Origin of the sequence: Actinomadura macrotermitis, from assembly GCF_009604375.1 — a bacterium.
Classification (GTDB): domain Bacteria; phylum Actinomycetota; class Actinomycetes; order Streptosporangiales; family Streptosporangiaceae; genus Spirillospora; species Spirillospora macrotermitis.
This window is the reverse complement of sequence record NZ_WEGH01000001.1, coordinates 1,340,849-1,362,186: the sequence shown is the minus strand read 5'-3', so window position 1 is coordinate 1,362,186 and position 21,338 is coordinate 1,340,849. Positions and strand designations below refer to the sequence as shown.

Below are 21,338 nucleotides of genomic sequence, written 5' to 3'. Positions count from 1 at the left end.
GATCACTCCTCCGCCAGCGCCTCGTAGGCCGGGGCGAGGACGTCGACCAGGTCGCGGCGGCGGACCTTCACCGGCGGCGGCGTCGCCAGCTCCAGCACGAAGCCGGGCGGCACCGGCGGCGCGGCGGGCCGCTCGCGCAGCCGGGCCAGGCCGGACGGCGGCGTCCAGAACCCGTCGGCGGTGAGCGGCTCCTCCTCGACCTCGAACGGGTCGGGCGCCGCCTCGGGAGCGCGCCGCAGCGCGGTCAGCAGCAGGTCGCGGGGCCGGCCGTTCCACTCCAGGATCAGGAACGGGTCGTTGTCGAACGCCCGCGCCAGCTCGTGCAGCACCGTCGCGCCGTGCGGGCACGGGTCGCCCCAGTCGTCGCAGCTGCACATCAGGTGCAGCGCGCCCGCCGACGCCGGGAACAGCGACAGCCCCGACTCGGCGAACACCAGCTCGATCTCCGGCGGCATCTCCCCGGCCAGCAGCCGCGCCCGGAACACCGCCTTGGCCGCCAGCGCGGCCTCGGCGACCCGCCAGCCCTCCTCGCCGATGGCGTCGATGCCGATCGCCACCTCGTGCCGCTCGCCGCCGTCGCGGACCTTGGCCGTCACCTCGTAGGGCGCGACGCGCAGCTCGGTGATCGCGCCCTGCCGGTCGCGCAGCCGTTCCGGGTCGGCGAACGACCCGACCATGCCGAGGAACCGCCGCGACCACCAGTGCTCCATCGTCATTCGCTCACCGCCTCCGGCGACAGCCGCAGCACGTCGCGCAGCTCGGCCACCGACAGGTCGGCCAGCCACTCCTCGCCGGTGCCGACGATCGACTCGGCGAGGGCCTTCTTGCGCTCGATCATCTCGTCCACCCGCTCCTCCATCGTGCCGACGCAGATGAACTTGCGGACCTGCACGTTCCTGGTCTGCCCGATGCGGAACGCCCGGTCGGTCGCCTGGTCCTCCACCGCCGGGTTCCACCACCGGTCCAGGTGCACGACGTGGTTGGCGGCGGTCAGCGTGAGGCCCGTCCCGGCCGCCTTCAGCGACAGCAGGAACACCGCCGGCCCGGGGTCGCTCTGGAAGTGCTGCACCAGGTCGTCGCGGGCCTGCTTGGACGTGCCGCCGTGCAGCCACAGGACGGGCCGCTCCAGCCGCGCCGCCAGGTAGGGCTGGAGCATCGAGCCGAACTCGGCGTACTGGGTGAACACCAGCGCCTTCTCGCCCTGCCCGGTCACCTCGGCGCAGATCTCCTCCAGCCGCTCCAGCTTCCCCGACCGGCCGGGCAGCCGAGAGCCGTCCTTCAGCAGGTGCGCCGGATGGTTGCAGACCTGCTTCAGCTTGGCCATGGTCGACAGGACCAGGCCGCGCCGCTGCTTGTCGTCGGCCTCGGCGATCTGGGCGAGCATGTCGTCCAGCGTCGCCCGGTACAGCGACGCCTGCTCGGTGGTCAGGTTGCAGTAGACCTTGATCTCCTGCTTCTCCGGCAGGTCCGAGATGATCGACCGGTCGGTCTTCAGGCGGCGCAGCACGAACGGCTGCGTCGCCCGCTTCAGCGCCATCGCGGCCCGCTCGTCGCCCTCGCGCTCGATCGGCACCGCGAACCGCTCCCGGAACTGCGCGCGCGGGCCGAGCAGCCCGGGATTGGCGAACTCCATGATCGACCACAGCTCGGTCAGGTGGTTCTCCACCGGCGTGCCGGTCATCGCGATCCGGGTCCGCGCCGGGATGCTCCGCACCGCCCGCGCCTGCCGCGTCCCGCTGTTCTTCAGGGCCTGCGCCTCGTCGCAGACGACCCGGCCCCAGCCGACGCGCGCGAGCATCTCGGCGTCGCGCGCGGCGGTGCCGTAGGTGGTGAGGACCAGGTCGGCGCTCCGCGCCGCCGCGACCAGGTCGTCGTCGCGGTGCCGCCCGGTGCCGTGGTGCACGTAGACGCGCAGCTTCGGCGCGAACCGGGCGGCCTCCCGCTGCCAGTTCCCCACCAGCGACATCGGCAGGACGGCGAGGGTGGGATCGGGCGCCGCGCCGTTCTCCCGCTCATGCAGCAGAAGGGACAGGACCGAGATCGTCTTACCGAGCCCCATGTCGTCGGCGAGCAGGGCACCGAGCCCCAGACCGTCCATGAACGCCAGCCAGGCCAGGCCGCGCTCCTGGTAGGGGCGCAGCCGGGCGTCCAGGTCCTCGGGCGTGGCGAGCGGGGTGAGGGCGCGGTCGGCGCGGCCGGAGAGCAGGTCGCCGAAGACGCCGTCGGCATCGACATCGGTGAGGGGGAGGGCCTTCTCGCCGGCGTGGATGACGGCGCGGATGGCCTGGGCGGCGGTCATCGTGCCGGTGCGGGGGCGGCGCAGGAAGTCCAGGGCCGCCTCGAGCTGCTCCTCGTCGAGCTCGACCCACTGGCCGCGCAGCCGGACCAGCGGCGTCTTCAGCCGGGCCAGCTCGGCCAGCTCCTCCTCGTCGACGGTCTCGTCGCCGATCGCCAGGTCCCAGCGGAAGCGGACCATGCCCTTGAGGTCGAAGCCCGACGACGCGGCGGCGCCCGCGCCCTCGTCGGGGTCGGCGCGGGTGGTGAAGCGCATGCCGAGCCTGGCCTTGCCGGCCCACTGGGGGAGCAGCACGCCGAACCCGGCCGCCGCCAGCATCGGCGCGGCCTGCCGCAGGAAGCGGAACGCCCCGGCGGTGTCGAGCGGCAGCTCGTGCGGGGTGGCGGTGTCCAGGGCGGGGGCCATGTCGGGGAACAGGCGCAGCGCCCGGCCGAGGCCCGTCAGCAGCGTCTCCTCGGCGTTCTCGACGGAGGGCGCCTCGCCCGCCCACATCATGGCGGCCGGGACGTAGAGGCTCGGGTCGTCGGTGCCCTGCAGGGCGAACTCCACCCGCCACAGGTCGCCGTCCTCGGCCTCCTCGGTCTCGGTCTCGCCGAACTCCTCGGCGCCGGGCTCGGCGAGGCGGAAGCAGACGCGCAGCGGGCCGGCGGGGCGGCGGGACGCGGCGGCCCAGGCGTCCAGCTCGGCGATCAGCTCGTCGGGGTCGTCGCGGGGCTCGCGGGGGACGGCGGCGTCCGGGCCGGTGAGGGCCGCCACCCAGCGCTCGGCGAGGGGGAGCCGCTCGGGGGCGCGGCCCTTGCGCTCGGGCAGCAGCGGGTGCGGGACGACGCCGCGCACCGCGGTGTCGACGAGGCCGTCCAGCGCCTCGCGCAGCACCGCCGCGGCGGGCCGGCCGCCCTCGGCGGCGCGGCAGGCGGCGGGCATGGCCTGGACGAGGGCGCGCAGCCGGGCCGGGTCGTCCAGCACGGGCCGCCAGCGGGCGACGAGGTCGCCGTCCTCGCGCACCAGGGCGGGCAGCACCTGCCCGCGCCGGGCCAGGTGCGCGGCCTCGTCGGCGAGCAGGCAGAGGTAGCGCAGGTCGGTGCCCGCGATGACGTCGCCGCTGTGCTCGGCGGCCTGCAGCAGCGCCATCGCGGCGAAGGGGTCCAAGACGAGCGCGGGCACCCGCCAGACGCGCAGCTCCACCGGGCCGTCGTAGGGCTCGGGGCCGAGCTCGGCCGACGGCTGCGGGTGGTCGCCGTGCGTCGGCAGCGCGAGCGGCAGCGTGACGCGGAAGGCGCCGCCGAGCAGCGGCTCGTAGGAGGTGCCGGTGAAGTCGCAGGTGGCGAAGGGGTGCGCGTCGGCGTCGGGGGTGCGGGGGCCGGTGCGTTCGGCCCACAGGCAGAGGGCGCCGCCGTGCCAGGTGGCGTGCGCGACGAGCATGACGTGGACTCCCCCCAGTGAACCGACGGCATCCGAAGCTACCAGTGCCCTCCGACAGTGCGGCGCGGTCGCGGTACCCGCTCCCCGGAATGGCGATTGAGGTTATTCATGGCGATATGCAGAAACGGGGGTGCGGCGAAACGGAACACACCAGAGGGGCATTCGGCGGGGCGCCGATCGGCCGACTTATCCTGGCCGTGCCCGCATTGATCGTTCGCCGGACAGAAGTGGAGCGGTTCCGATGGCGCACTCGTGTTCGGTGACCGGACGCCCCGGGCCCGCGCGGCGGGCGACGCCGCGATGATGCTCCCGTCCGTGCGGGCCCGGCGGGCGGTCGCCGTCCTGCTCGGCGTCGTCGTCTTCCTGGTGGTCGGCCTGACGGTGGACCCCGCCCTGGGGCTGCTGTCCGGGATCGCCGCGCAGGCGGGGGTGTTCGCCCTCGGCGGCGTGCTGCTGTTCTGGCCGATGACCGCCGAGCGCACCCGGGCCCACGCGCGCCGCGACGACTTCAAGCCGCTCCTCGAGGAGACGATCGTCGTCCTGGAGGCGCTGGTGAGCCTCGCCGCGATCATCACGGTGCTCCTGATCCACGACCAGCATGACCGCAAACCGGCCGTGGTGGCCGGCCTGCTCGCCATCTTCATGAGCTGGGCGATGCTGCATCTGATGTACGCCGTCCGCTACGCCTACCTCTACTACCGGCATCCCGTGGGCGGGATCGACTTCAACAGCGACGACCCGCCGTCGTACCGCGACTTCTTCTACTTCAGCTACAACCTGGGCATGGCCTACCAGGTGTCGGACACGAACGTCTCCAGCACCGAGATCCGCGCGGTGGTGCTGCGCCACACGCTGCTGTCCTACGCCTTCGGAACGGTCATCCTCGCCATGACCGTCAACATCGTCGCCGGCATCGCCACGAACTGACCGCGCCGGACGGGTCGCCCGGAATGACGGGCGAAGTGTTGAATGACCCCATGCACCAGCCCCCCGCCGCAACCCCCGCGTCCGGCTCGCCGGGCCGTCTGGTCGCCGCGTCGCTCATCGGCGGCGCCGTCACCGTCGCCCTCGCGTTCGTGCTCGCCGTGCTGTCGCACGCGGTGAGCTCGGCGGCCGGCGGCCTCATCCTGGTGCTCGATGCCGCCAGGCTGGTCTGCGCGGTCGTCCTCGGCGCGGCCATGGCCGCGGTCTTCCTGATCGCCAAGGCCAAGGGGCCCGCCGCGCCCGTCGCCGCCGCCCTCGTGGCGCTCGTCGCCGAGCGGGCGGGTTCGCTGACGTCCGGTCACCTCACCGGGTTCAGCGGTCAGGGGATCGCGAACGCTTTCCGCATTTCGATCACTCAGTACCACGTCTACACGCTGGTGAACTGGGTGTCGGTCCTGGTCGTGCCCGTCGTGGCGGGCGGCCTGACCGCGGTCGTCGCGCTGCGCAGGCCGAAGCCGGCCCCGCTCGGCCGCCCCGTCTGGGCGCCGCCCGGCCAGGGCCGGCGCCCCTGATCGGGCTCGTTAGTCTCGGGAGTCGTTGTTCCTGCTTTGAGGAGGCTTTCGTGGGCGAGTTCGTGCGGGTCGAAGTAGAGGACGGCGTCGCGACGATCCGGCTGGACCGGCCGAAGATGAACGCGCTCGACGCGCAGATGCAGCGGGAGCTGATCGAGGCGGCGCGGCAGGTGGGCGAGGACGACACCGTGGGCGCGGTCGTCCTGTACGGCGGCGAGCGGGTCTTCGCGGCGGGCGCCGACATCAAGGAGATGGCCCCGATGTCCTATGCCGAGATGTCGGCGGGGCACTCGCGGCTGCTGCAGGACTTCACCAAGGCCCTCGCCGCGATCCCCAAGCCCGTCATCGCGGCGATCACCGGGTACGCGCTCGGCGGCGGCCTGGAGGTGGCGCTCACCGCCGACTTCCGGGTGGCCGGCGAGGGCGCCAAGGTGGGGCAGCCGGAGATCCAGCTCGGCATCATCCCCGGCGCGGGCGGCACCCAGCGCCTGGCCCGGCTGATCGGCCCGGCCAAGGCCAAGGACCTGATCTTCTCGGGGCGGCACGTCAGGTCGGCCGAGGCGCTGCTGATCGGGCTGGTGGACCGGGTCGTCCCCGACGCCGACGTCTACGCCGAGGCGAAGAAGTGGGCGGCCACGTTCGTCGGCGGCCCGGCCGTCGCGCTGCGCGCCGCCAAGCAGGCCATCGACAACGGCCTGGAGGTCGACCTGGCCACCGGCCTGGAGATCGAGCGGGTCCAGTTCGCGGCCCTGTTCGCCACCGAGGACCAGAAGAACGCGATGAAGAGCTTCGTCGAGGAGGGCCCCGGCAAGGCCAAGTTCACCGGGCGCTGAGCTCGGCGCGCTCCTGCGCGGCCAGGACCTGCTCGCCGTAGCGCTCGGTCCAGCGGCCGAGCGCGAGGATCGGCTCCAGCAGGGCCCGGCCCGGCTCGGTCAGCTCGTACTCCACGCGCGGCGGCGCCTCGGCGTACCGGTGCCGGGCCACCAGGCCGCTGGCCTCCAGGCGCCGCAGCGTCTCGGTGAGCACCTTCTGGCTGATGCCGCCGATCTCCTCGCGCAGGTCGCCGGGGCGCCGCGGCCCCCCGCGCAGCGCGTACAGGACGACGCTCGTCCAGTTCCCCGCGAGCAGGTCGAAACCGAGCCGTGCGGGGCAGTCGGCGATGAACATAGCCCCTCCAATACGCACTTAAAGGTGCCTAACGGAATGCCTAACGTCCTGACCGTAACCGAAGGAGGCAGGTATGCGGATCGGGATTCTCGGCGCCGGGAACATGGCGGACGCCCTGGGCACGCAGTGGGTGCGCGCCGGGCACGAGGTGATGGTGGGCGCGCGGCGGCCGGAGCGGGCCGCGGCGCTGGCGGAACGGATCGGCGCGGCGGCGGGCGGCCTGGACGACGCCGCCGCGTTCGGCGACGTGCTGCTCCTGGCCGTCCACTACGCGGGCGCGCTGGACACGGTGCGCGCGGCGGGCGCGCTGGAGGGCAAGGTGCTGATCGACTGCACCAACCCCACCGGCCCGCCCGACTGGACGCTGCACACCGGTGACGGCCCGTCGGCGGCCGGGCGGATCGCCGCGGCGGCGCCCGGCGCGCACGTGGTCAAGGCGTTCAACCTCTGCCACGTGGACGTCTGGCGGCTCACCCCGCCGGTGTTCGGCGGCCGGCCGCTCGGCGTGCCGCTCTGCGGCGACGACGCGGCGGCGGTCGGCGCGGTGGAGCGGCTGGTGCGCGACCTCGGCTGCGCGCCGCTGAACGGCGGCGGCCTGGCCCGGGCGGGGCAGCTGGAGGCCACCGCCGCCTTCATGATCGGCCTGTGGTTCGGCGGCGCCGACCCGGCGACGATGGTGCCGCCGCTGGAGGTCGCCCACGGCACGGGCCGGCCCGGCTAGGGAGCGGTGGGGCGGGGGCGGGAGAACAGGTGCTCGCCCACCCGCTTCACCAGCACGGCCATCTCGTAGCTGATCGTGCCCGGGTCGGCGCCGGCGTCGCTGAGCACGGTCAGGGACGCCCCGTCGCCGGCGGCGGTGACGAACAGGAACGCGTCCCGCATCTCGATGATGGTCTGGTGGACCTCGCCGCCGCCCAGCTGCCGGCGGGCGCCCTGGGCGAGGCTCTGCAGGCCGGCCGCCAGCGCGGACAGGTACTCGGCGTCGGCGCGGGCGAGGCCGGCCGAGGCGCCCATGAGCAGGCCGTCGGCGGACTGCACGACGGCCATCCTCACCTCGGGCACGCGCTCCACGAGCCCGTTGATCAGCCAGTCGAGCCGGCCGGCCGGCTCGGCGCGCTGCGTCGTCACGTGCGTCTCCTTCGTCCCGTCGGTCCGGTCCCGGCACCGATCATTTCGGCGCGGCGGCGGGGACGGGCCGCCGCGGGCGCCCGGGGTCCGGCCAGATGTGGCCAAAGGTCCGCCAGCGGCCGCCGGAAGGGCGGGAAGCGCGGTCGAGCGCACGGCCCGGTGCGGCCCAAAGCGCTACCGTAACGCGGGGTTCCGTCCGGCATGACCGGCATGACCGACTGAGAGACGCCACATGAACGAAGTGCCCGTGCGCCCGTCCGACCCCGCGGACGAGGAGCCCGGCCCGCCGCGGTCGCGCCGCCGGTCGATCCGCTTCACCCTCTTCGGCCTGCTCGCGGTCCCGCTCGTCTCGCTGGTCGCGCTGTGGGCGTTCGCGGCGCAGAGCACGGTCACCGACGCCCTGCAGAAGCGCAACCTCGACACCATGAACCGGATCTACGGCGACGCCGCGACCCCGGTGCTGGTCCAGGTCGGCCAGGAGCGGCTGGAGTCGGTGACGTGGCTGAGCGGCCGCGGCCGCATCCCGCGCACCGCCATGGACGCGCAGCGCCGCCGCACCGACGGCATGGTCGACCGGCTGCTGAAGGCGGCCCGCTCCAGCGAGCTGCGCGACACCCTCACCGGGCCGATGAAGGACCGGCTGGACGTGCTGGTGAGCAAGATCGGCCAGATGCGGGCGGTCCGGCAGGGCATCGACGGCGGGACGATCACCAAGCTCACCGCGTTCGGCTCCTACAACGACGTCATCGACGCGCACATGGACTTCGTCTCGCTGATGATCGTGGTCAAGGACGCGGCCGTGTACCAGCAGGCCAACCACCTCATCGAGATGTCGTTCGCGCAGGAGCTCGCCGCGCGCGAGGCCACGCTCGTCGGCGGCGCGCTGATCCAGAACGGGCGGATGGCGCCGGACGAGCGGCTGGCGTTCGCCCGGAACGTGTTCGAGCAGCGGCTGCTGGTGGAGGAGTCCCTCAACGAGTTCGAGCCGCGGCTGCGCGCGCTGTACGAGCGGGTGCTGGCCTCCCCGGACTACCAGCGGTTCCGGGCGCTGGAGGACCGCATCGTGACGGCGCCGACCGGCCGGCACGGCGCCGTCACCGTCCGGGTCGACCCCGCCGAGTGGCGGACGACGTCGGAGACCTACATCGGCGGGCTCGCGCAGGCGCTGGTGCAGACCCGCAACGTCCTCGGCGCGAAGAGCAAGGCCGGCGGCGACGCGATCCTGCTGCGGCTCGGCCTGGTCGGCGGCCTCGGGCTCGTCGCGGTCCTGCTGTCGGCGTTCCTGATGCTGCGGTTCGGCCGCCGCGTCAGCCGGGAGCTGAACGGGCTGCGGACGGCGGCGCGCGACCTGGCGCAGGTGCGGCTGCCGCAGATCGTGGAGCGGCTGAGCCGCGGCGAGGACGTGTGCCCCACGCAGGCGGCGCCGCCGCTGCGGGTCGGCCGGACCACCGAGGTGGCCGACGTCGCCGAGGCGTTCTCGACCGTGCAGCGCACGGCGATCTCCGCGGCCGTCGGCCAGGCCGACCTGCGCAAGGCCGTCAACCAGGTGTTCCAGAACCTGGCCCGGCGCAACCAGTCGCTGCTGCACCGCCAGCTGGCGATGCTGGACACGCTGGAGCGCAAGGCCGCCGACCCCGAGGCGCTGGAGGACCTGTTCCGCATCGACCACCTGACCACCCGCATGCGGCGGCACGCCGAGGGCCTGATCATCTTGTCCGGCGCGACGCCGGGCCGCGGCTGGCGCCGGCCGGTCCGGGTGGTGGACGTGCTGCGCGGCGCGATCGGCGAGATCGAGGACTACGCCCGCGTCGAGGTGGTCACCGACGCCGAGGAGGCGATCGTCGGCGGCGCCGTCGCCGACATCATCCACCTGATCGCCGAGCTGGTGGAGAACGCCGTCGCCTTCTCCCCGCCGAACACCCACGTGGAGATCAACGCGGGGCTGGTCGGCAACGGCTTCGTGGTGGAGATCCAGGACCGCGGGCTCGGCATGAGCGACGAGCGGCTCGCCGAGGTCAACGAGCGGCTCGCCCGGCCGCCGCGGTTCGACCTGTCGGGCGGCGACCAGCTCGGCCTGTTCGTCGTCGGTCACCTCGCGCACAAGCACGGCATCCGGGTGTCGCTCGTCCCCAACGCCTACGGCGGGCTGAAGACGATCGTGCTGATGCCGCACGCGGTGGTGGTCACCGCGGACCAGGCCGACGCCGCCGAGCGGGCCGCCGCGGAACCGGCGCCCGCCACCGAACCGGACCCCCAGCCGGTGCCCGCCCCGCACTCCGCCGCCTTCGAGCCCTTCCCGCCGCCCGTGCCGGTGCCCGCGCCGGTGCCCGTGCCGGTGCCCGTCCCGGCCCCGGTGGCCCCGACGGCGCATCCGCCCGAGCCCGCCGCCGCGCCCGCCGGCACCCACGCCGGGATGCCGCGCCGCGTCCGCCGCGCGCACCTGGCGCCGCAGCTGCGCGACCACGCCGACGGCTCCGGCCGGTTCGCCCCGGACCCGCCCGCCGCGGCGGGGGAGGCGCCCCGCCCGGGCGCGGGGCGCTCGCCGGAGCAGGCGCGGTCGGTCATGGCGTCGATGCAGAGCGGCTGGCGGCGCGGCCGCGCCGAGGACACCGCGAACGGTACGGAACCCGACACGACGGCGGACCAGGACGAGAGATGACCGAGACGCGCACGGCCGGTGAGGTGGAACGGCTGCTCGACGGCATGGCCGAACGGGTGGACTCGGTGGACGGCGCGATCGTGCTGTCCCGGGAGGGGATCGTCGTGGCCTCGACCGCGGCGCTCGCGCAGGAGGCGGCGGAGCGGCTGTCGGCGCTGGTGTCGGGCGTGCAGGGCCTGGCCCGGGGCGCGTGCCACCGGTTCGGCGGCGGCGAGGTCCTGCAGAGCGTCATCGAGCTGGACACCGTGCTGCTGTTCATGGTGCCCGCCGGGGAGGAGACGATCGCCGTCCTCAGCCGCGCGGACGGCGACGCGGGCACCATCGCCTACGAGCTGGCGCAGCTGGCCGAGCGGCTGGCGGGGTGAGCGCGCGATGACGGCCAAGGACCGATGGCTGGACGGGGAGGCGGGCCCGGTCGTCCGTCCCTACACCCTGACCCGCGGCCGGACCAGGCCGCGCGGCGACTCCCTGGACCTCATCGTGGTGCTGGAGGCGACCGGCGTGCCCGAGCGCCGGCGGGCGCGGCTCGGCCCCGAGCACCGCCGGCTGCTGGCGCTCTGCCGCCGCCCGATCACCTTCGCCGACCTGGCGTCGGAGGTGGACCTGCCGATCGGGGTGGTGCGTGTGCTCGTCGACGACCTGCGCGACGAGAACCTGGTGCGGGCGCTGAAGCCGACCCCGGCCGGCGACGCCCCCGACGAGCTAGTGCTGAGGAAGCTGCTGCATGGACTACGCGCACTCTGACCGCGGCGCCGGCGCGGTCATGGACCGCCCCGTCACCGCCAAGATCCTGATCGCGGGGGGCTTCGGGGTCGGCAAGACCACGATGGTGGGGGCGATCAGCGAGATCCGGCCGCTGCGCACCGAGGAGGTGCTCACCGACCGCAGCGTCGGCGTGGACGACACCGCGGGCGTGGACGCCAAGGCCACCACGACCGTCGCGATGGACTTCGGCCGGATCACCCTGGAGGACAACCTGATCCTCTACCTGTTCGGCACGCCGGGCCAGCAGCGGTTCTGGTTCATGTGGGACGAGCTGGCCGTCGGCGCGGTCGGCGCGGTCGTCCTGGCGGACGTGCGGCGCCTGGCCGACTGCTTCCCGGCGGTGGACTACTTCGAGGACCGCGGCACCCCGTTCATCGTGGCGGTGAACCGCTTCGACGGCGCCGAGCACAAGGCGGCCGAGGACGTGCGCATCGCGCTGGACCTGGACGACCACGTCCCGCTGGTGATGTGCGACGTGCGGCACCGCGAGTCGGCCAAGCGGGTGCTGATCACGATGGTCGAGCACGTGCTCGGCGCGGCGCCGGCCCGCTGACCCGCCCGCGTTCGCGGCGAAGATCGCATATCGGGGCGAAAGGGGAGTGCGGCCCGCTAGCATCTGCCGCCATGCGACAGGCGTACCGAACGGCGCTGGTGACCGGCGCGTCCAGCGGCATCGGCGAGAGCTTCGCCCGGATCCTCGCCGCGCGCGGCACCGACCTGGTGGTCGTGGCGCGCCGGGCGGACCTGCTGGACGGCCTCGCCCGCGAGCTGGTGGAACGTTACCGGGTCGCGGTGGAGGTGCTCGCCGCCGATCTCACCGACCCGGCGCAGCGCGGCGCGGTGGAGGACCGGCTGCGCGACGGCGGCGTCGAGCTACTGGTCAACAACGCCGGGTACGCCGCGTTCGGCGCGTTCGCCGAGCTGGACCTGGCCGACCAGCTCAAGGAGATCGAGCTGAACGTGACCGCGCTGGTGCGGCTCACCCACGCCGCGCTGCCCGCCATGATCGAGCGCGGCCGGGGCGGGGTGCTGAACGTGGCGTCGATGGCCGGGTTCGCGCCGTCGCCGGGCAGCGCCACCTACGGCGCGACCAAGGCCTACGTCGTCTCCTTCTCCGAGAGCCTGCACGCCGAGGTCGCGGGCAAGGGCGTGCACGTGACCGCCCTGTGCCCCGGGTTCACCCGCACCGACGAGGAGCGGCAGCCCAACCTGCTCTGGCTGCGCCGCGCCGACGTCGCCGAGGCCGGCCTGGACGCCGTCGCCGCCGGCCGCGCCCTCTGCGTGCCCGGCGCGCAGTACAAGGCGGTGCTGCCCGCGCTGAAGCTGGTGCCGCGCCCGCTGCTGCGGGCCGCCGCGAACCGGATGTGGCAGCAGGCCGCCGGAACCCAGTAAGGATCCCTACAAAGATTCGCGCGGGTTGATTGTGACCGGGGTGACTTGACGGGGATCGCACCTGAACGCGAATCTGGAACCTACGTTTTCGTAGGTTGGCTTGCCGCGGGTACGGCGGCGCCCCTCCGGCCCCCACACGTCGTCCAGCGAAGGATCAGTATGTCCGTCTCGTCCGAGGAGAAGTTCCAGACCGGTCTCATGCTCGAACTGGAGCAGGTGGCCGAGAAAGAGCTGAACCGACACCTGGCCACGGCCGACGAGTGGTTCCCCCACCAGTACGTGCCGTGGGGGCTGGGCCGCGACTACGACGGCCCGCTGGACGGTGAAGGCTGGACGCCGGAGGACTCCAAGCTCGGCACCGAGGCGCGCGAGTCGCTGATCGTCAACCTGCTCACCGAGGACAACCTGCCCGGCTACCACCGCGCGATCGCCGACGTGTTCGGCACCGAGGGCGCCTGGGGCACCTGGGTCAACCGGTGGACCGCCGAGGAGAACCGGCACGGCATCGTCATCCGCGACTACCTCACCGTCACCCGCGCCGTCGACCCGATCGCGCTGGAGCGCGCCCGGATGAAGCACATGGAGCTCGGCTACGAGGCCGCGCACGGCTCGGCGTTCCTGCACGGCACCGCCTACGTGTCGTTCCAGGAACTGGCGACCCGCGTCGCGCACCGCAACACCGGCAAGGTGTCGGGCGACCCGGTCTGCGAGCAGATGCTCACCCGGGTGGCCAAGGACGAGAACCTGCACATGATCTTCTACCGGAACATGATCGCCGCGTCGCTGGAGGTGGCGCCGAACGAGACCATGCGCGCCATCACGCAGGTCGTCAAGGAGTTCCAGATGCCCGGCCACGGCATCGACGGCTTCCTGCGCAAGTCGGTCATCATCGCCAACGCCGGCATCTACGACCTGCGGCTGCACCACGACGACGTGCTCTCCCCGTGCCTGCGCAAGTGGGGCGTGTTCGACATGGAGTTCACCGGCGACGGCGCCAAGGCCCGCGACGAGCTCGGCGAGTTCATGGAGCAGCTCGACGCCGCCGCGACCAGGTTCGAGACCCGCCGCGAGGAGCGCCGCGCCCGCCAGGCCGCCCGGCAGAACTGATCGGAACACCGGCCCGGTTTCCCGCGTCAAAGGTGTTATGGGGACGCATCGGCGACTGGGCGGATACCGGCTGCTGGACGAGATCGGGCGGGGCAGCACCGCCGTGGTGCACCTCGGCATGGACTCCGCCGGCCGCGAGGTCGCGGTCAAGGAGCTGTCGCCGGAGTTCGCCGCCGACCCCGAGGCCCGGCAGCGGCTGGCCCGGGAGGTGTCGGCGCAGTCGCGGGTGCGCAGCCCGCACGTCGCGCGGCTGCTCGACGCGGACGTGACCGGCGAGCGGCCGTATGTGGTCACCCAGTACGTGCCCGGCTGCGCCCTCGGCGACCTCGTCGAGGCCTACGGGCCGGTGGAGGCGCGCCGGCTGCCGCGGCTCGCGCGCGGCATGGCGCTCGGCCTGGCCGCCGTGCACGACGCCGGGGTGCTGCACCGCGACCTGTCCCCGCACAACGTGATCGTGCTCGGCGACCGGCCCACCCTGGTCGACTTCGGCATCGCCCACCCGGCCGGCGCCGACCAGGTCACCCGGCCCGGCATGGTCATCGGCACCCCCGCCTACCTGGCGCCCGAGCTGATCGAGGGCAGGCGGCCGACGCGGGCCTCGGACGTGTTCGCCTGGGCGGCGACGCTGGCCTACGCCGCCACGGGCCGCCCCCCGTTCGGCCGCGGCTCGCTGCACGGCGTGTGCTTTCGCATCCTGCGCGGCCAGGCCGACCTGGACGGGCTGCCCGAGCCGACGGCCGAGCTGGTCAGGCTCGGCCTGCGCCGCGACCCGGCCGAACGCCCCACCGCCCGCTGGTTCGCCGGGGCGCTGGCGGCCTGGGGCACCGCGCCCGGCGCCGCGCGGTCGCGCACCCTGGTCGCCTGAGCGACGGTAGGGTTTCGGAAACGATGGAGGGGGTTGTCACGTCCGGGGAGACTATCGGCCAGTACCGCGTTCTCCAGACCCTCGGCGAGGGCGGCATGGGCGTGGTGTACCTGGGCGCCGACCAGGCCGGCCGGAACGTAGCGATCAAGGTGCTGCGCCCGGCGGTGGCCGGTGACGCGACCGCCCGCCGCCGGCTGGCCCGCGAGGTCGACTCGATGCGCCGGGTGCACAGCCCGCACGTCGCCGAGATCCTGGACGCCGACGTCACCGCCGAGCGGCCCTACATCGTCACCCAGTACGTGCCGGGCCGCACGCTGGAGGAGGTCGTGGAGGACACCGGTCCGATCCACGGCCAGAACCTGCAGCGCCTGGCGGTCGGCCTCGCCGCGGCGCTGTCGGCCATCCACGGCGCCGGCATCGTGCACCGCGACATGAAGCCCGGCAACGTGATGCTGGTCGACGGCGAGCCGGTGGTGATCGACTTCGGCATCGCGCAGGCCGCCGACGCCACCCGGCTGACCGCCACCGGCATGGTCATCGGCACCCCCGGCTACCTCGCCCCCGAGATCATCGAGGGCGAGGACGCCGGCCCGCCCTCGGACGTGCACGCCTGGGCCGGCACCGTCGCCTACGCCGCGACCGGCCGGCCGCCGTTCGGCTCGGGCACCTTCGAGTCGATCTTCTACAAGATCATGCAGAGCAAGCCGGACCTGGCCGGCGTGCCCGACGCGCTGCTGCCGGTGCTGCGCGCGGCGATGGCCCGGCACCCGGCCGAGCGGCCCACCGCGATCGGCCTGGTCCAGCTCACCCGGCGGATCCACGTCGAAGCCACGATCACCGACCACACCCGGATCGACGACCACTACACGCGCCCGGACATGTCGGCGGCGCTGCCCGCCCCGACGCCGCCGCCGCCGTCGGCCACGGCCGCGCTGCCGCCGGAGCTGGAGAGCACCGCGGTCGACCACGCCGCCGACCACTCCCGGCAGTTCGCGATGCCGGCGCCGCCCGCGAACACCCCCACGGGCACTCCCACGGGGCCGCCGCCGGCGCAGCCGAAGGACTTCAAGGGCCTGCTGCCACCGGCCGCCCCGCCGCCAGGCCCGTCCCCCTACGAGTCGGGCTACACCCAGAACCCCTACCAGCAGCCCACCGACAACCGGCCCCGAAAGGCCGGTATCCAGCGGCGCCCCGGTGAGCAGCCGCCCTACCAGCAGCAGCAGCGTCCGCACGAGCAGTACCCGCAGCAGCCCGACCCCTACAGCCAGCAGCAGCCACCGCAGCAGCAGCCGCAGCACCGTCCCGAGCGGGCACCCGACGCCGAGCGCCGCAAGCCCTACGGCCTGTACCGCCTGATCAGCCTGCTGGTGCTGGCCGCGCTGCTGGCCTTCGCCAACGTCGCGCCGCTGCTCGCCCTCGCGGTGACCATCGTCGGCGTGCTGGTGCTGCGGGCCGGCGACAAGGCCGCCAAGGGCATGGAGGACCGGCGCACCCGGCGCGGCCCGCGCCCGGGCGACGCGGCCGGGGCGGCGGTGCGGCTGCCGCTGCACCTGCCCGGCTCGGTGATGATGACGGCGCTGATCGGCGGCCTCTCCCTGCTCGCGGGGGTGGTGCTGCTCGCGGTGCTGATGTTCGCCAAGTCCGACATGAGCGCCACCCGCGCGATCGCCTACTCGGCGATGCTGGTGATCGCCCTGATGTCGCTGGCGCCCGGCAGCGGCCCGCCGCGCCGCCAGCTCGCGCGGCTGTGGGGCGCGATGCTGCCGCGCACCGAGGCCGCCCTGGCCGGCGTTCTCATCGTCGGCCTGTTCGCCGGGGTGCTCGCGGTGCTGTCGCTCCGCCAGCCCCCCGACACCACCCCGCTGAACGGCATGAGCCAGAGCCTGGAGAGCCTGCGCTCGGACGTGCGGGACCTGCTGTCGGGTCTTCCGTTCATGTAGGGGCCGGGCCTCGCTAAAGTGGCGAACCCTATGAGCGGGCAAACAGGCCACCACGAGTCCATCGGTCCCTACCGGCTGCTGGCGCACCTCGGCGGCGCCCCGGGGGTGTACCGGGCGGCCGACCCGGGCGGCCGCGACGTGGCGATCCGGAAGGTGTCGGGGCGCCGGCCCGACATCGAGGCGATGCGCGGCGTGCTCAGCCCCTACGTGGTGGACGTCCTGGACGGCGACCCCGGCGCCTACGTCGTCTCCCGGCTGGTCCCCGGCGCCCCGCTGGAGCGGGTGGCCCGCGAGCAGGGGCCGCTGCGCGGGGCGGCGCTGCGGCGCCTCGCCCTCGGCCTGGCCAAGGGCCTGGCCGCGATCCACCGGGCCGGCCTGGCCCACGGCGACCTGCGGCCCGGCACCGTCCTGATGGTGGACGGCGCGCCCGTCATCGTCGACTTCGCGCTGACGCCGGGGACCGAGGCCGGCGACGTGCACGCCTGGGCGGCGACCGTGACCTTCGCCGCCACCGCGCCCGACGGCGCCCCGGTGCCCGAACCGCTCGTCCCGCTGCTGCGCGCGGCGACCGCGCCCGACCCCGCCGCCCGGCCGAGCGCCACCGAGCTCGCGGACGCCGTCGCCGCGCTGGACCTCGGCCCCGACCCGGCGCGGCCCGCCGCGCCCGCCCGGCCCGCACCGGTGGTGCCCGCCCCGGCGCCCCCGTCCCCGCCGCAGCGGCCGGCGCCGACCGCGCCCGACACCGGCGCGCACACCCTCGTCGTCGCGCAGGGCTGGGCCCGGCTGCTGGCGGTGCTGGTGGTGGTGGTCGCGGTGGCTGGCACGGTGACGATGCCCGTCGCCGGGATCGTGCTGTCGCTCTGCGCCACGGCCGCGCTGCGGCTGGCCGGCCCGCACGGCCGCCTGCCGGCGCTCGGCCGCACTCTGGCGACGCTGCCGTTCGCGGCGGCCGCCGGGGTCGCGGTCTCCTGCGCCGGGGCCGCCCTCGCGCTGGCGGGCGTGACGGTGGAGCCGCTCGCGATCGCCGCGGGCGGCGCGGCGGCGGGCGTGGCCGTGCTGTGGCTCGCGCCCGGCGCCGGCGGGCCGCGCCGCCGGCTCGAGCGGATCCTGCTACGCGTCGCCGGGGTGCCGCACGCGATCGCGGCGGCCGGCGTCGTGCTCGGCCTGCTGGCGTTCCTGGCCGTCGTCGGCGCGATGTCGCTGGCGCCGAGCTTCGCGCCGATGTACGGGCTGCAGAGCGAACTGGAGAACACGATCGGGCGCCTGCAGGGTTCGCTGCGGTAAAAGCGCAGGTGATCCGGGTCATGGCCGCCTTCCCGGCGGTCGCGGCCGGTGCGCCCGCCGGGGACGTGGGTAAGGTCTCACCAGCTGGGATTTTGCGCCCAGGCTACTGATCGGTAACATTTGTCCCGTACGGCTTACCAGGGACCCGGAGCCGAAGCGCGTTCGGGCGTTTGGCAGGCTGTGCGGTGCGAAACGCTTAGCACGCGTCGACCCTCATGGGCGGCGCCCCTCTGTCCGCTTACCCCAGCGGCCAACTGAGTGCAGGGAGGTCGGCCACCGGCCATGAACATCGTCGTCCTGGTGAAGCAGGTTCCCGATACGGAGAGCCCGCGCAAGCTGAAGTCCGATGACAGCACGCTCGACCGCGCCGCCGCGGACGGTGTGATCAATGAGCTCGACGAGTACGCGATCGAAGAGGCGCTGCTCATCAAGGAGGCCCAGGGCGGCGAGGTCACCGTGCTGACCATGGGCCCCGACAAGGCCACCGAGTCGATCCGCAAGGCGCTGGCGATGGGCGCCGACAAGGCCGTCCACCTCAAGGACGACGCCCTGGTCGGCTCCGACGCGCTGCAGACCTCGTACGCCATCCAGCAGGCCCTCGGCACCACCGGGTTCGACCTGGTGATCCTCGGGTCGGAGTCCACCGACGCGCGCACCGGCGTGCTCGCCGCGATGCTCGCCGAGCGTCTCGGCGTGCCGCAGCTGTCGCTGGCCAACAAGGTCGAGATCGACGGCCAGTCGATCAAGATCCAGCGGATCACCGACTACGGCCACGACAAGGTCGAGGCGACCCTGCCGGCCGTGGTCAGCGTGGTCGAGAAGATCAACGAGCCGCGCTACCCCTCCTTCAAGGGGATCATGGCGGCCAAGAAGAAGCCGGTCGAGACCCTCGACATCGCGGGCGCGGGCATCGAGGCCGGCAAGGTCGGCCTGGCCAACGCCGCGACCGAGGTCGTCGACTTCGCCGAGGCCCCGCCGCGTGCGCAGGGCCAGATCGTCACCGACGAGGGCGACGGCGGCGCGAAGATCGCCGAGTTCCTCGCGTCGAAGAAGTTCGTCTGAGCGAGGAAGGGGATTAGGAACAATGGCTGAGATTCTCGTCCTCGTCGACCACGTCGACGGTGAGGTCAAGAAGGTCACCCTCGAGCTGCTGACGCTGGCCAACCGCCTCGGCGAGGCCTCGGCGGTATGGGTCGGCGCCGGCTACGACGGCGCCAAGGACAAGCTGGCCGAGTACGGCGCGGCCAAGGTCTACCAGGGCGACGAGGAGCTGGCCTCCTACGTCGTCGCGGGCAAGGCCGCGCTGCTGGCCCAGCTGGTCAAGGACAAGTCCCCGGCGGCGGTGCTGGTCTCCGCCACCGGTGAGGGCAAGGAGATCGCCGGCCGCCTCGCGGTCAAGATCGACTCCGGTGTGCTCACCGACGTCGTGGACGTGGCCGAGGGCTTCGTCGCCGAGCACTCGATCTTCGGTGGCGGCATCATCGCGCACGCCAAGGTCAAGACCGGCACCCCGGTCATCGCGGTCCGCCCGAACTCCATCGCCCCCGAGGCCGCCCCGGCGACCCCGGCCGAGGAGCAGGTGTCGGTCGCGCTGAGCGACGCCGACAAGGCCGCCAGGATCGTGGAGAAGGTCGTCGAGGAGAAGGGCGAGCGCCCCGACCTCACCGAGGCCGCGATCGTGGTCTCCGGTGGCCGCGGCGTCGGCTCCGGCGACAACTTCAAGATCATCGAGGAGCTGGCTGACTCGCTCGGCGCGGCCGTCGGCGCCTCCCGCGCCGCGACCGACGCCGGCTGGTACCCGCACCAGTTCCAGGTCGGCCAGACCGGCAAGACCGTGTCGCCGCAGCTGTACATCGCGGTCGGCATCTCCGGCGCCATCCAGCACCGGGCCGGCATGCAGACCTCGAAGACGATCGTGGCGATCAACAAGGACGCCGAGGCGCCCATCTTCGAGCTGGTCGACTACGGCGTGGTCGGCGACCTGTTCCAGGTCGCGCCGCAGCTCACCGGGGAGATCGCCAAGCGCAAGTGACGCGCTGAGGCGGTACCCGCGCCGGACGCCCCGGCGGTGATCATTCTGATCACCGCCGGGGCGTCGGTGTCTCAGGAAACGGCCCGGACGATCTCGGGCCTGACCAGCCCCTGTAGGTCGGCGTAGGCGAGGCGGACCGTCGTCTGCCCGCAGGCCGTCTCGGAGCCGAGCGCGACCTCGTCGACCAGCACCTCCAGCCCGGTGCGGTCCAGCGCCGCGTACAGCGCCGGCTCCGCGCCGTCCAGCGCGCGCGTGGTCAGCCGCGGCGTGCGCTCGCGCATGCAGCCGGCCGTGGCGCCCTTCTGCAGCAGGCCGGCCAGCCGCCGCAGGCCGCCGGCGCCCGTGCCCTCCGGCGTCAGCATGCCCGCCAGGGTGAGCGGCCGCCCCGTCCGCAGGTCCACGTTGACGGTCAGGCTGCGGGACCAGGTCGGGTGCCAGAGCACGGTCGACTGCAGGCCGATGTCGTAGCGCGCCGACACGTAGCGCGGGCCGTGCAGGCGGGGGAGCGCCTTGACCGACGCGGTGGCGGGCGGGGCGTTCGAGGACTTCAGCGACGTGCGGTACCGCTCCTGCCGGGCCTGGACCGGCGCCCGCAGCGCGCCGTTGATCCGCCGCGCCAGCGCCGGGTCGCCGCCCTTGACCTGGACGATCCACCCGCTGGTGGTGAGCGCCGGCGTCGACTCGCGGTACGAGGCGAGGACGGCCTTCAGCGGCGGCCTGTCATGCCCGGAGGAGGCCACCACGTAGGCCGCGCCGCCCGCCGCGGTGACCGCGACGGCGGCGCCCGCGGCCGCGAGCGCGGTCTTGGAGGCGGCGAGGCCGAGCACGCCCTTGCCCGCTCCGGCGGCGGCCGTCCCGCCCGTCGCGGCGGCACCGCCGGACGGCGCGAGACCGAGCGCGGCCAGCGGGAACGCCGCCGCCAGCGCGGCGGCCGCCCCGGCCAGGACGCGCACGCCCCGCTGCTCCCAGTCCGGGCCGTAGGCGGCCGACGCGGCGCGCTCCAGTTCGGCGGCGAACGCGGCGGCGCCCGGCGGGCGGGCCCAGGGGTCCTTGGCCATGCCGCGCTCGACCAGCGGCCGCAGCCCCGGCGGCAGCTCGCCGGAGGGGACCGGCGCGTTCAGGTGCCGCTCCATCAGCTCCGCCTGGCCGCCGGCCTCGTACGGGCGGCGGCCGGTGACGCACTCGAAGAACACGCACGTCGCGGCGTAGACGTCGGTGGCGGGGGAGGCGGGCTCGGCGCGCCACTGCTCGGGGGCCATGTAGACCGGGGTGCCGGACCGCCCGGCCGCGCCCGCCTCCACCGCGATGCCGAAGTCGATGAGCTTGCTGAGGCCGTCCGCCCGCACCACCACGTTCGCGGGCTTGTAGTCGCGGTGCACCACGCCGACGCCGTGCGCGGCGGCGAGGCCGAGCAGCGAGCCCTTCAGCACGGTCAGCGCCGCCTCGGGGGCGAGCGGGCCGCCGCGGGCCAGCACGTCCTTCAGGGACGCGCCGTCCACGGCCTCCATCACGATCGCGGCGCCGCCGGGATGCTCCACGAACCCGTAGAGCCGCGCGATGTGCGGATGACGGAGCCGGTGCAGCAGCCCGGCCTCCTCCCGGAACCGCTCCCGCGGCGCCGCGTCCCCGATCAGGTACTTGATCGCGGCGGGCGCCCCGGTCGCGTCGTGCCGGGCGAGGACGACCCGGCCCTGCCCGCCGGCGCCGAGCACGCGCAGCTCGGTGTACCCGGGAACCCGCCAGCCGTCCATGGCCATGCCAACGCCCTTCGCCGGAAGATCGACG

20 protein-coding genes are annotated in these 21,338 nt (G+C 74.1%); 15 read left to right on the top strand and 5 right to left on the bottom strand.

The window, feature by feature from the left end; all coding sequences use genetic code 11:
* Positions 1-2 precede the first annotated feature (2 nt).
* Together ACRB68_RS06065 and ACRB68_RS06060 are read right to left on the bottom strand one after the other, a co-directional pair.
* Complete coding sequence (locus ACRB68_RS06065) at positions 3-716, bottom strand: SWIM zinc finger family protein (protein WP_153531175.1); 714 nt, start codon at positions 714-716, stop codon at positions 3-5.
* Positions 713-3,718 (bottom strand): DEAD/DEAH box helicase, encoded by a 3,006-nt coding sequence (locus ACRB68_RS06060; protein ID WP_153531174.1) that lies wholly within the window; start codon positions 3,716-3,718, stop codon positions 713-715. Before ACRB68_RS06060 ends, ACRB68_RS06065 begins: the two co-directional genes overlap by 4 nt.
* A 252-nt stretch (positions 3,719-3,970) precedes the next feature.
* Here ACRB68_RS06060 and ACRB68_RS06055 point away from each other — a divergent pair, with 252 nt between their 5' ends.
* Genes ACRB68_RS06055 through ACRB68_RS06045 form a run of 3 tightly spaced genes read left to right on the top strand, consistent with a single transcriptional unit; the run spans position 3,971 to position 6,047 of the window.
* Entirely contained in the window at positions 3,971-4,645 is a 675-nt protein-coding gene (locus ACRB68_RS06055) for a DUF1345 domain-containing protein (protein ID WP_207709582.1), read from the top strand.
* Between the two features lie 50 nt (positions 4,646-4,695).
* Positions 4,696-5,214 carry a hypothetical protein gene (locus tag ACRB68_RS06050; RefSeq protein ID WP_153531173.1) on the top strand — a complete coding sequence of 173 codons (519 nt, stop codon included), beginning with the start codon at positions 4,696-4,698 and terminating at the stop codon, positions 5,212-5,214.
* A 50-nt stretch (positions 5,215-5,264) separates the two neighbouring features.
* Positions 5,265-6,047, top strand: coding sequence for an enoyl-CoA hydratase/isomerase family protein (locus ACRB68_RS06045; protein WP_328593816.1), 783 nt, complete (start codon positions 5,265-5,267; stop codon positions 6,045-6,047).
* Here ACRB68_RS06045 and ACRB68_RS06040 read toward each other — a convergent pair.
* Complete coding sequence (locus tag ACRB68_RS06040) at positions 6,034-6,381, bottom strand: winged helix-turn-helix transcriptional regulator (RefSeq protein WP_153531171.1); 348 nt, start codon at positions 6,379-6,381, stop codon at positions 6,034-6,036. The two genes, ACRB68_RS06045 and ACRB68_RS06040, sit on opposite strands and share 14 nt — an antisense overlap.
* A gap of 73 nt (positions 6,382-6,454) precedes the next feature.
* Here ACRB68_RS06040 and ACRB68_RS06035 point away from each other — a divergent pair, with 73 nt between their 5' ends.
* Positions 6,455-7,102 (top strand): NADPH-dependent F420 reductase, encoded by a 648-nt coding sequence (locus ACRB68_RS06035; protein ID WP_153531170.1) that lies wholly within the window; start codon positions 6,455-6,457, stop codon positions 7,100-7,102.
* Here ACRB68_RS06035 and ACRB68_RS06030 read toward each other — a convergent pair.
* Entirely contained in the window at positions 7,099-7,509 is a 411-nt protein-coding gene (locus ACRB68_RS06030) for a roadblock/LC7 domain-containing protein (RefSeq protein ID WP_328593815.1), read from the bottom strand. The genes ACRB68_RS06035 and ACRB68_RS06030 overlap by 4 nt on opposite strands.
* 232 nt (positions 7,510-7,741) lie before the next feature.
* On the opposite strand from ACRB68_RS06030, the gene ACRB68_RS06025 reads away from it, so the two are divergent.
* The 11 genes from ACRB68_RS06025 (at position 7,742) to ACRB68_RS05975 (ending at position 19,553) form a co-directional block, all read left to right on the top strand.
* Positions 7,742-10,168: a sensor histidine kinase gene (locus ACRB68_RS06025; RefSeq protein WP_153531169.1), complete on the top strand. Its 2,427-nt coding sequence runs from the start codon at positions 7,742-7,744 to the stop codon at positions 10,166-10,168.
* On the top strand, positions 10,165-10,533 hold the full coding sequence (locus ACRB68_RS06020; protein ID WP_153531168.1) for a roadblock/LC7 domain-containing protein: 369 nt from the start codon (positions 10,165-10,167) through the stop codon (positions 10,531-10,533). The genes ACRB68_RS06025 and ACRB68_RS06020 overlap by 4 nt, the downstream gene beginning before the upstream one ends.
* Before the next feature lie 7 nt (positions 10,534-10,540).
* Positions 10,541-10,912, top strand: coding sequence for a DUF742 domain-containing protein (locus tag ACRB68_RS06015; RefSeq protein ID WP_153531167.1), 372 nt, complete (start codon positions 10,541-10,543; stop codon positions 10,910-10,912).
* Positions 10,893-11,486, top strand: coding sequence for a GTP-binding protein (locus ACRB68_RS06010; RefSeq protein ID WP_153531166.1), 594 nt, complete (start codon positions 10,893-10,895; stop codon positions 11,484-11,486). The genes ACRB68_RS06015 and ACRB68_RS06010 overlap by 20 nt, the downstream gene beginning before the upstream one ends.
* 71 nt (positions 11,487-11,557) lie before the next feature.
* Positions 11,558-12,325 carry an SDR family NAD(P)-dependent oxidoreductase gene (locus tag ACRB68_RS06005; protein ID WP_153531165.1) on the top strand — a complete coding sequence of 256 codons (768 nt, stop codon included), beginning with the start codon at positions 11,558-11,560 and terminating at the stop codon, positions 12,323-12,325.
* A gap of 159 nt (positions 12,326-12,484) precedes the next feature.
* Positions 12,485-13,432 (top strand): acyl-ACP desaturase, encoded by a 948-nt coding sequence (locus ACRB68_RS06000; protein WP_153531164.1) that lies wholly within the window; start codon positions 12,485-12,487, stop codon positions 13,430-13,432.
* A gap of 37 nt (positions 13,433-13,469) precedes the next feature.
* A complete protein-coding gene (locus ACRB68_RS05995; RefSeq protein WP_153531163.1) occupies positions 13,470-14,297 on the top strand; it encodes a serine/threonine-protein kinase in 828 nt (275 codons plus the stop codon).
* Between the two features lie 23 nt (positions 14,298-14,320).
* Entirely contained in the window at positions 14,321-16,237 is a 1,917-nt protein-coding gene (locus ACRB68_RS40075) for a serine/threonine-protein kinase (RefSeq protein ID WP_194293193.1), read from the top strand.
* A 30-nt stretch (positions 16,238-16,267) separates the two neighbouring features.
* A complete protein-coding gene (locus ACRB68_RS05985) occupies positions 16,268-17,521 on the top strand; it encodes a hypothetical protein (RefSeq protein WP_153531162.1) in 1,254 nt (417 codons plus the stop codon).
* A gap of 282 nt (positions 17,522-17,803) precedes the next feature.
* Entirely contained in the window at positions 17,804-18,583 is a 780-nt protein-coding gene (locus ACRB68_RS05980) for an electron transfer flavoprotein subunit beta/FixA family protein (RefSeq protein WP_153531161.1), read from the top strand.
* 22 nt (positions 18,584-18,605) lie between these two features.
* Positions 18,606-19,553, top strand: coding sequence for an electron transfer flavoprotein subunit alpha/FixB family protein (locus ACRB68_RS05975; protein WP_153531160.1), 948 nt, complete (start codon positions 18,606-18,608; stop codon positions 19,551-19,553).
* 71 nt (positions 19,554-19,624) lie between these two features.
* Here ACRB68_RS05975 and ACRB68_RS05970 read toward each other — a convergent pair whose 3' ends face one another.
* Positions 19,625-21,310, bottom strand: a complete 1,686-nt coding sequence (locus ACRB68_RS05970; protein WP_207709581.1) for a serine/threonine-protein kinase — start codon at positions 21,308-21,310, stop codon at positions 19,625-19,627.
* Positions 21,311-21,338: the final 28 nt, after the last annotated feature.

What these genes read in the sequence shown, in the direction of transcription:
- ACRB68_RS06065 (WP_153531175.1), bottom strand. Translation starts at nt 716, where the DNA reads ATGACGATGGAGCACTGGTGGTCGCGGCGGTTCCTCGGCATGGTCGGG.
- ACRB68_RS06060 (WP_153531174.1), bottom strand. Translation starts at nt 3,718, where the DNA reads ATGCTCGTCGCGCACGCCACCTGGCACGGCGGCGCCCTCTGCCTGTGG.
- ACRB68_RS06050 (WP_153531173.1), top strand. Translation starts at nt 4,696, where the DNA reads ATGCACCAGCCCCCCGCCGCAACCCCCGCGTCCGGCTCGCCGGGCCGT.
- ACRB68_RS06040 (WP_153531171.1), bottom strand. Translation starts at nt 6,381, where the DNA reads ATGTTCATCGCCGACTGCCCCGCACGGCTCGGTTTCGACCTGCTCGCG.
- ACRB68_RS06035 (WP_153531170.1), top strand. Translation starts at nt 6,455, where the DNA reads ATGCGGATCGGGATTCTCGGCGCCGGGAACATGGCGGACGCCCTGGGC.
- ACRB68_RS06025 (WP_153531169.1), top strand. Translation starts at nt 7,742, where the DNA reads ATGAACGAAGTGCCCGTGCGCCCGTCCGACCCCGCGGACGAGGAGCCC.
- ACRB68_RS06020 (WP_153531168.1), top strand. Translation starts at nt 10,165, where the DNA reads ATGACCGAGACGCGCACGGCCGGTGAGGTGGAACGGCTGCTCGACGGC.
- ACRB68_RS06015 (WP_153531167.1), top strand. Translation starts at nt 10,541, where the DNA reads ATGACGGCCAAGGACCGATGGCTGGACGGGGAGGCGGGCCCGGTCGTC.
- ACRB68_RS06010 (WP_153531166.1), top strand. Translation starts at nt 10,893, where the DNA reads ATGGACTACGCGCACTCTGACCGCGGCGCCGGCGCGGTCATGGACCGC.
- ACRB68_RS06005 (WP_153531165.1), top strand. Translation starts at nt 11,558, where the DNA reads ATGCGACAGGCGTACCGAACGGCGCTGGTGACCGGCGCGTCCAGCGGC.
- ACRB68_RS06000 (WP_153531164.1), top strand. Translation starts at nt 12,485, where the DNA reads ATGTCCGTCTCGTCCGAGGAGAAGTTCCAGACCGGTCTCATGCTCGAA.
- ACRB68_RS05995 (WP_153531163.1), top strand. Translation starts at nt 13,470, where the DNA reads ATGGGGACGCATCGGCGACTGGGCGGATACCGGCTGCTGGACGAGATC.
- ACRB68_RS40075 (WP_194293193.1), top strand. Translation starts at nt 14,321, where the DNA reads ATGGAGGGGGTTGTCACGTCCGGGGAGACTATCGGCCAGTACCGCGTT.
- ACRB68_RS05985 (WP_153531162.1), top strand. Translation starts at nt 16,268, where the DNA reads ATGAGCGGGCAAACAGGCCACCACGAGTCCATCGGTCCCTACCGGCTG.
- ACRB68_RS05980 (WP_153531161.1), top strand. Translation starts at nt 17,804, where the DNA reads ATGAACATCGTCGTCCTGGTGAAGCAGGTTCCCGATACGGAGAGCCCG.
- ACRB68_RS05975 (WP_153531160.1), top strand. Translation starts at nt 18,606, where the DNA reads ATGGCTGAGATTCTCGTCCTCGTCGACCACGTCGACGGTGAGGTCAAG.
- ACRB68_RS05970 (WP_207709581.1), bottom strand. Translation starts at nt 21,310, where the DNA reads ATGGCCATGGACGGCTGGCGGGTTCCCGGGTACACCGAGCTGCGCGTG.